Consider the following 8,260-nt stretch of genomic DNA (forward strand, 5'->3'; position numbering starts at 1 on the left):
TCACCAACTACATTGCCAGATCGCTACTGGAAACCGGTGGATTCAGACCCCAACTACACCCTCGATTGTGAAGAGCCGCTAAAAGGGCACCCAGATAACCGCATCGGTTACCCGGACGGGTGCCCTTCTTGGCGCTGCTCCCGTCTACCGCTAGGGGCACATGAAGCTGATCGGCGGCACTGCCTGATGGTGATCGCCTCAATAGGCGGATCGTCGCCGTCCCAGATCGTGATCGGCATGCCCTGCGAGGTGACGTTGCCCATGCCGTAGTTGGCCGGGTACCAGGTGTGGCAGACGCTGCAGTCCCAGTCGATGAACGGGTTCACGATATAGGGCGGCTGTTTGGGGTTGCCCGGACACCATTGGCGCGGCGGGTAGTGTCCGCTCGGTCTCCCCCAGATTTGTGCCATTTAGACAGCAGTGCGGCTGAAGTGGGACCGGCATGTCCACCACTGAACCTATGCGGCATTGGCCGCACGGTCGGAGCCGTCGAGCCTCAGTGCTCCGTCGTCTTCTAGCTGCATGGATATTGCCCATTGAGCAGACAATTTGACGGTGGCGAGTAGGAACCGCTCAGCACGCCTCTGAAACCGCCTGTTGCCGAACCACCAGGTGCAATAACGCGATTCCAATTCGCAGGGATGAGAACATAGTGCGTGCCAGACTGGGTGACGGTGCTGTTCCACGTGTGCGAGACGGATTGTCCCATCGGCATGTCGAATTCAAGCTTCCAATCGGCAAGCGGCACCATGCTCGAGTTGGTGATGGCGAAGCGAGCGATGAAACCGGTCTGCCACGTATGTTCGACCGACAATGTCGCCGTCGCCGCAGCCGCCTGAGCTGCGGGGGTGACGGCGAGTCCGAGGGCGGCAACTATCAGAGCCGACACGGATACGTGAAGCGCTGTGCGCCAGCGCTTCACGCAATTCTTCACTTCGGCCATAGCAGTCAACACTAAAACCAAACAGGCGATATCGCCCTGGCATCGCGAGCAAGCTGCAGTAACTTTGCTCAACCGAAACCGTCATGAAATCTTCGACTGGTCGTGGTCTCCATATACGGGTGTAGCGCCCTTGTGCTGCTGTGCAAACGGGTGTCGAAGTGGACTGCCCCTGCCCTACCCGGTGTGCAGGCCAAATTCGTCGCGACACCGTTTGTCCGTGGATGCCGATGGATCAGGAACTCCCCATGGTGTCGTGCGGGTCCTCCTCCACTGTTGGTTGCCGAGAGAACAGGACACCGCTCAGGGCGACCTTTCCTGTGGCCCGTCTCTGACGTGCCAGCTCTGAATAATGCTGTCGGCCAGACTCTTTCGCCGCTGTCAATAATCGGTGGTGTCAGCAGTTGCTCAGCAGCGTCTCGGCAGCGCGGGCTTCCGGCTCACCGGCGGCGCCCAGGGCCGGCGTATTCCAGCTCGCCGGCGCCATCGGCACTTGCGCTGCACCGCCGAATTCGTCACCCAACGTCATCAAGCCACCGGGCCGAATCGGGCTGCCGTGATGTGCAGTGCCGGCGAAGCCGAAGGCGTCAGCGCCGCGGTCGGAAGCCAACGCCGACGACTGATCCGCAGCCCCATCCGCGGCCACCGCCGATACCAGCCGCGCGTGCGAATCCACGCCGCAACCCGGTGTCGGCGCCGCCACACTGTCGACGGCGACGGCCGCGATCGGCGCCGCAGCCACACCAGCCGTCGGGGCCGCGATCCCTGCCGCTGTCGCGCCCAGACTCGGGGCGAGTCCAGCAACCGCTGCGCCCGCAGCAGCCCCGGCCAGCGGCCCCACCGCCATGCCAAACACATTCCCGATGATCTGTCCGACCACGTTAACAACTGCGCTCAGGGGCCACGCGATGGGAAAGAGAAGGATAATGCCGATTGCAAGGAATGTAATTGCTAGCGAAACCTCGAGGATGCTTAAGTACAAGACCATGGTGAAAGCCGTGCTGAAGTGGAATGTCAAGAACAGATATGCGATGAAGGCCACGCCAATTGAAAGCGCGAAGAGCTCAAAAAGGATTAAGGCACCAAATATTGGCACAAAAATTGTTGCGACGACCATCCCCGCGATGAATTCAAGGATCATTTTCGGTATTAGCAGTAGTAGCTCGAGGATGATCTCCACCCATGGGGTTGAGGCGAGGGTTTGGACGGTGGTGGTGGCGAGGTTGGCGGCTTCGTCGGCGTTGGTTTTGAGGATTGGTGGTGCTGGTGGGGTGTGGGGTGCGGTGGTCACTGTGGTGGTGGTGAGTGCTTCGTAGGCGCTCATTGTGGTGGCGGCTTGGATCCACATTCGTGCGTAGTCGGCTTCGTTGAGGGCGACGGGGATGGTGTTGATGCCGAAGAAGTTCGTTGCTAGCAGCACGGTGTGGGTGGCGTGGTTGGCGGCCAGCTCGCCCAGGGTGGGCATGGCTGCTAGCGCACTGAGGTAGGCGGTGGCGGCGGTCGCATGGGCGGTGGCGGTGGCGGCGCTGTCGGTGCTGGCTTGGATCAGCCATGCCAGATACGGCGTGTAGGCGGCCAGGCAGATTTCGGCGCTGGGGCCTTGCCAGGCTCCGGCGTGAAGCGCTGCCAATGTCAGGGTGAGTTCGTCGGCCGCCGAGGCGTATTCGGCGCTGAGCGAGGACCATCCGGTGGCGGCGGCTACCAGTGAGGTCGGTCCGGGACCGGCGCACAGCAACGCCGAGTGCACTTCCGGCGGCGAGGCCATCCACACCGCCGCGGTCATGCCGCCCCTCCATGGACGCCGCGGGATGTCGCCGCCACGCCGTCGCCGGTGTCATCACGTGGCTCGGCCTTGCTGCCCGCCCCTGGCCGGCTCGGCTGTCGAGCACCGTGGGTGGCCGTCGCGAGCTGCTGGACGGCCATGGCGCTAGACACCGGATCGGGCGCTGCAATCATCGCAGCCGCCAACCCTTCAGGAACCACCCGCAACGCCACCACCACAAACCCCTTCCCAGACCACTGGCCAGCTCATGAGCCACGACTTCGCCGCAGCCCACTTATCTGGAAAATTTCAGTTGCTGAATTTGTCTGCTACTTTCGGTATCGGCAAAATCCGCATTCCAGCCAGCCGGCGGTATTGGCATACGCGCAGCGCCACCGGGCTCATCCCCCAACGTCATCAAACCCCCGGGCTGGGTCACGCTGGTCCTGGGTGCGGTATCGACAAATCCGAGGCGCTCGGCACCGCGATCGGAAGCCAGCAGCGACGATTGGCTCGCAGCCCCGTTGGTGGTCACCGTGTTCACCAACGGGGCTGGTGAAACCGCACCAGAACCGCTCACCGCCGTTGCAGCCATGCTGACGCTACCCAGGGCAGACAGCGGCGCAGTCACCACACAAGCCGGCGGTGCAGCCGCCGCGGCGGCGGCACCAGCCACGGCGGCCGCACCAGCCACCCCGCCCAGTTGCGGGGCAAGAGCCCCCAGCATCGCTGCCGTCGCAGCGGGACCCGTTAATATTGCAAAGATATTCCCGATAATCCACTCGGCAACAATCTCTGTAAGACCCACGATGGTAACTGGAATCATCAGCGGAATAAATAGGAAAGCAGTAGCTAAAATCAGATTAACAATAGTTATCCCGTAGACGATCATGAGAAATAATGCCACACCGGCCGCGGCGAAATTGCCCGCGATGATGTCATTGATTACAGCCGAAAAACCATATGCAATCTGTTCCGCGCAGTACAAGAGCACTGCTAATGCAATTTCATAGCCGCTCGCCACTTTCTCCAGAAACTCTATTATTTCCGTCCATGGGAATGGTGTGAGGGTTTGGGCGAGGTTGGCGGCTTCGTCGGCGTTGGTTTTGAGGATTGGTGGTGCTGGTGGGGTGTGGGGTGCGGTGGTCACTGTGGTGGTGGTGAGTGCTTCGTAGGCGCTCATTGTGGTGGCGGCTTGGATCCACATTCGTGCGTAGTCGGCTTCGTTGAGGGCGATGGGGATGGTGTTGATGCCGAAGAAGTTTGTTGCTAGCAGCACGGTGTGGGTGGCGTGGTTGGCGGCCAGCTCGCCCAGGGTGGGCATGGCTGCTAGCGCACTGAGGTAGGCGGTGGCGGCGGTCGTATGGGCGGTGGCGGTGGCGGCGCTGTCGGTGCTGGCTTGGATCAGCCATGCCAGATACGGCGTGTAGGCGGCGAGGCAGATTTCGGCGCTGGGGCCTTGCCAGGCTCCGGCGTGAAGTGCTGCCAATGTCAGGGTGAGTTCGTCGGCCGCCGAGGCGTATTCGGCGCTGAGCGAGGACCATCCGGTGGCGGCGGCTACCAGTGAGGTCGGTCCGGGACCGGCGCACAGCAACACCGAGTGCACTTCCGGCGGCGAGGCCATCCACACCGCCGCGGTCATGCCGCCCCTCCATGGACGCCGCGGGATGTCGCCGCCACGCCGTCGCCGGTGTCATCACGTGGCTCGGCCTTGCTGCCCGCCCCTGGCCGGCTCGGCTGTCGAGCACCGTGGGTGGCCGTCGCGAGCTGCTGGACGGCCATGGCGCTAGACACCGGATCGGGCGCTGCAATCATCGCAGCCGCCAACCCTTCAGGAACCACCCGCAACGCCACCACCACAAACCCCTTCCGGGACCACTGGCCGGACCCCAAGCTGGGTGAATATCCGATCGAACGATCGCATACGGACGTATTGTTTACAGTACAGACGTACTGGATACTGTTGCATAAGTCAATCATTCGGTCAAGACTAGGTTGGGTTCGCGTGAGAGCTGGGTTGGTCGTCGTCCTCGCCTCGATTGTGCCTGCAGCGCACGGCCAGGCGGGTTGCGGTTAGGCGGATGGGTCCGGGGTGCGACTCGTCATTGGATCAACGGACCACGGCGGCGGAGACAGTCGCGACCGACTACGTGCTCATGGCGTTCGAACCGAGGCGCCGCGGCTAAATAGCTGTTAAGCGCCGAGCCCCTCCGCGGTCTAGGTACGATTCCTGCGACTGCATTCGAAGGAGGTCCGGTGTGCAGAATCCCCGGGCGACAAACGACGACCTGACCGCCAAGGCCCGGATCCGAAACGCGGCGTTGGATCTGTACGCGCAGTACGGCGAGGACCGGGTGTCGTTGCGGGCGATCGCGGCCGAGGCCGGGGTGACGCTGGGACTGGTCCAGCACCATTTCAAGACCAAGGCCGGGCTTCGCCAGGCCGTCGACGAGCTGGTCGCGGAGTATTTCTGGCAAGCGGTTGCCGGAGTAGACAATCAGGAAGGCCCCGCGGCGGCGGCAACCGCCCGGCGGGAGGCGGTCCAGCGCATGCTGGCCGAAAACCCGCCGGTGCTCAACTACATCCGTCGAGAGGCATTCGAATTAGAAAAGAATGAGCCGATACCGCTGCTCGACGTGTTGATCGACAACGTTCGCCGTGAGGTTACCGAACTGCGTGGAAGCGGAGTGGCCTCCACCGAACGTCACGAATCAAAGCAAGCGATCGACGTGCTGGTGCGGCTCATGGGCGAGCTGTTTCTACAGCCGTTGGTCGATGCCGCATGGCAGCGGCTCCCCCACGGCGATGACGACCCGACGCCGCGCGTTTCCGTGACCATCAAGGACAACTGATCACGTTATTCTGACCTTCTCGATGTGCGACGAGGACTCCCGCTGTCATCGCCGCTGGCGAACGCTTCGACCAGATCGAGATCGTATGCGCCGGCGTCGGTTCCGATTCCGGTGGCGACGTGCGCTGCGGTAGCGCATCCGAGGCGAGCCGCTTCTCGAAGGTCGCGCCCGAGCGCGCGCCCGAGGATGAATCCGGCCGAGAACGCGTCACCGCAACCGGTGGTGTCCACCACATCAATTGCAAACGCGGGCACTTCGACAGTTTCTGCATCCGAAACGACTACGGCGCCTTTGCTTCCCCGGGTCACCGCCACGCAGCCGGCACCTGTAGCCAGCAGACGACGTGCGCCGATTACGACGTCAGCCGCGCCGGTGAAACCTAGCACCTGTTCGTCGTTGGGCAACAGATAGTCGGTATGTGGCAGGACGTCGGCGATCCACTGCAGCAGCCCGGGGTCCCCTGGCGCGAGAATGTCCACAGATGTGCTGAGCCCGTTGCTTTTTGCATACTGCAACAGCTCGCCGGCCGCCGGACCCCCGAGAAACTCGGGACCGCCCAGGTGAAGGTGCGACGACCGGATCACCTCGTCCAGGTTGAGGTCTTCGAGCCGAAACATGGCATTGGCGCCCACGCAATGCCAGGCCGGTCGGTCACCATTAGGGCGCACCGGGATGACCGACGCCGAGGTCTGGGCCGTCGTGGTCCGAACCAGCCCACCGACGTCGACCCCTTCACGGCGCAGCATCGCCAGCAGGGCGTCGCCCATCGCGTCGGCGCCGACCGCGCCGAAGGAATGGACTGTTGCCCCGAGCCGGCGCAGAACGACGGCCGTGCCGCCCGCGGTGCCTGCGGGGGAAATCTTGATCGTCGGGACGAGCTGGCCCTGCGACCCCTCGGGAATGGACGTGATGCCGAGGACATGGGTGTCGAGGACGTGCACACCGACGACAGCGATCTCGACTCGGGTCATCGGGCGGTCGGCCCTTTCCCTGTCCGGCATCGATGAGGCGATGGCGGCCGTCTTCGCCAGGGCAACACAACCACGCGGCCACTCTATGACGATGCCGGTGCGGCGGCATCGCATCCTGGGTCGGCCGTGTTGAATTGTGGTCATGACAGCGCATCAAGAGCCCTTGACAATGCCCCTCGAAGAGGCGATGCGTACTCAGCGTGCCATCCGGCGGCTCAAAAGCGATCCGGTCGACGACAGCCTCGTGCTCCATCTACTCGAGCTGGCCATGAAGGCGCCGACCGGTTCCAACGCGCAAAATTGGGAGTTCATCGTCGTTAAGGATCGCGAAACAGTCGCGAAACTGGGCCGTTTGAACCGCAGAGCCATGAACCTCGTCAGCCCGATGTACAAGCGTTCCTTCGAACGCCGCGGTGACGCGAAGATGCTTCGGCTGCAAAAGGCCGTGCGATGGCAGGCCGACCATTTCGAGGAGATCCCCGTCGTCATTGTCGCCTGCCTCAGGGGCGTCATTCCGCCCTGGCCGTCGGTGGCGACGAGCAGCTCTTACGGTTCCATTTATCCGGCGGTGCAGAACCTGCTGCTGGCCGCGCGTGCGGCCGGGCTGGGTGCGGCATTGATCACCGTGCCGCTGTGGAGCAAGCTGCTGGCGCGGCGGGCACTTGGGCTGCCATGGAATGTCACGCCGTGCGCGGTAATCCCTCTTGGCTGGCCGATCGGCAAATACGGTCCCACGACGCGCCGGCCGGTCACCGACGTCGTCTCGCTCGACAGATACGGCAATCGGGCATTTCGGTAGGTGGAAGACGTGCGACAGATGACCATTGATCTGAAAGTAGCGTGACCGAGTTCGTCAAGCGCCATGCTGGCGCGCCCGCCGGCTATTTCGCCTGGGAAGCCGCAGGGCTGCAATGGCTTTCACATGCCGACGGCGGTGTACCGTGCGCCACGGTCGTATCAGTCAACGCAACGAGTCTGACCCTGCGGCGGCTTGATTCGGTGACACCGAGCGCTGAAGCGGCACACGCGTTCGGCGGCCGGCTTGCCGTCACCCACGATGCGGGTGCACCGGCGTTCGGCGCAGGGCCCGACGGGTGGGACGGACCGGGGTTTTTCGGGCCGTTGTCGCAGCCGCTGCCGATGTCGCTACGGCGGCACCGACGCTGGGGCGACTTCTATGCCGAGGAGCGGCTGGTCCCGATGGCCGATCTGGCGGCGGTGTGGTTGGATGCGTCGACCCCGGCCTGATCGACGGTGTCGTCAGGCGTTGCGGTGCAGGTGATTTCGACGACGACGACCAGCCGGCCCGGCTGCACGGGGACTTGTGGAGTGGCAATCTCGTGTGGACACCCGCCGGGGTCGTGCTGATCGACCCGGCAGCGCACGCCGGCCACCGCGAGACCGATCTGGCGATGCTTGCGTTGTTCGGCTGCCCGCACTACGACGCCATGCTCGCCGGATACCAGCAGGTGCGATCGCTGAAACCCGGGTGGCGCAACCGAATCGGGCTGCACCAGCTTTTCCCGCTACTGGCGCATGTTGTGCTGTTCGGCGGCGGGTACGCACGACAGACGCATGCCGCCGCCCGGGCCGCATTGGCTCTCTGAGGTTCCTGGTCGCATCGCGAAATCCGTTGTCGGGAGCCAACGGACGTCGGTATCGGCTCAGTGGTTGACCACCTCGCTAAGCCCCGTTGACACCGGTTGCGCCGAACAACAGCCCCCCGGTGCCGCCG

General features: G+C 63.6%; 6 protein-coding genes and 1 pseudogene. 3 read left to right on the plus strand and 4 right to left on the minus strand.

The window, feature by feature from the left end; genetic code table 11:
- Nucleotides 1-514: 514 nt before the first annotated feature.
- The 3 genes from BST40_RS26550 to BST40_RS26560 form a co-directional block, all read right to left on the minus strand.
- Complete coding sequence (locus tag BST40_RS26550) at nt 515-943, minus strand: cellulose-binding domain-containing protein (RefSeq protein ID WP_083156275.1); 429 nt, start codon at nt 941-943, stop codon at nt 515-517.
- A 394-nt stretch (nt 944-1,337) separates the two neighbouring features.
- Entirely contained in the window at nt 1,338-2,723 is a 1,386-nt protein-coding gene (locus BST40_RS26555; protein WP_083156277.1) for a PPE family protein, read from the minus strand.
- A gap of 274 nt (nt 2,724-2,997) precedes the next feature.
- Entirely contained in the window at nt 2,998-4,344 is a 1,347-nt protein-coding gene (locus tag BST40_RS26560) for a PPE family protein (RefSeq protein WP_083156280.1), read from the minus strand.
- A 616-nt stretch (nt 4,345-4,960) separates the two neighbouring features.
- On the opposite strand from BST40_RS26560, the gene BST40_RS26570 reads away from it, so the two are divergent.
- Entirely contained in the window at nt 4,961-5,554 is a 594-nt protein-coding gene (locus BST40_RS26570) for a TetR/AcrR family transcriptional regulator (RefSeq protein ID WP_075549891.1), read from the plus strand.
- Between the two features lie 5 nt (nt 5,555-5,559).
- Here the strand turns inward: BST40_RS26570 and BST40_RS26575 are convergent, their stop codons facing one another.
- Nucleotides 5,560-6,525: a carbohydrate kinase family protein gene (locus tag BST40_RS26575; RefSeq protein WP_075549892.1), complete on the minus strand. Its 966-nt coding sequence runs from the start codon at nt 6,523-6,525 to the stop codon at nt 5,560-5,562.
- Nucleotides 6,526-6,694: 169 nt separating this feature from the next.
- Here BST40_RS26575 and BST40_RS26580 point away from each other — a divergent pair, with 169 nt between their 5' ends.
- Nucleotides 6,695-7,324, plus strand: coding sequence for a nitroreductase family protein (locus BST40_RS26580; RefSeq protein ID WP_075549893.1), 630 nt, complete (start codon nt 6,695-6,697; stop codon nt 7,322-7,324).
- Between the two features lie 41 nt (nt 7,325-7,365).
- Nucleotides 7,366-8,132: pseudogene (locus BST40_RS26585) on the plus strand (fructosamine kinase family protein).
- The last annotated feature ends 128 nt before the right edge of the window (nt 8,133-8,260 follow it).

The organism is Mycobacterium persicum, assembly GCF_002086675.1.
Classification (GTDB): Bacteria; Actinomycetota; Actinomycetes; order Mycobacteriales; family Mycobacteriaceae; genus Mycobacterium; species Mycobacterium persicum.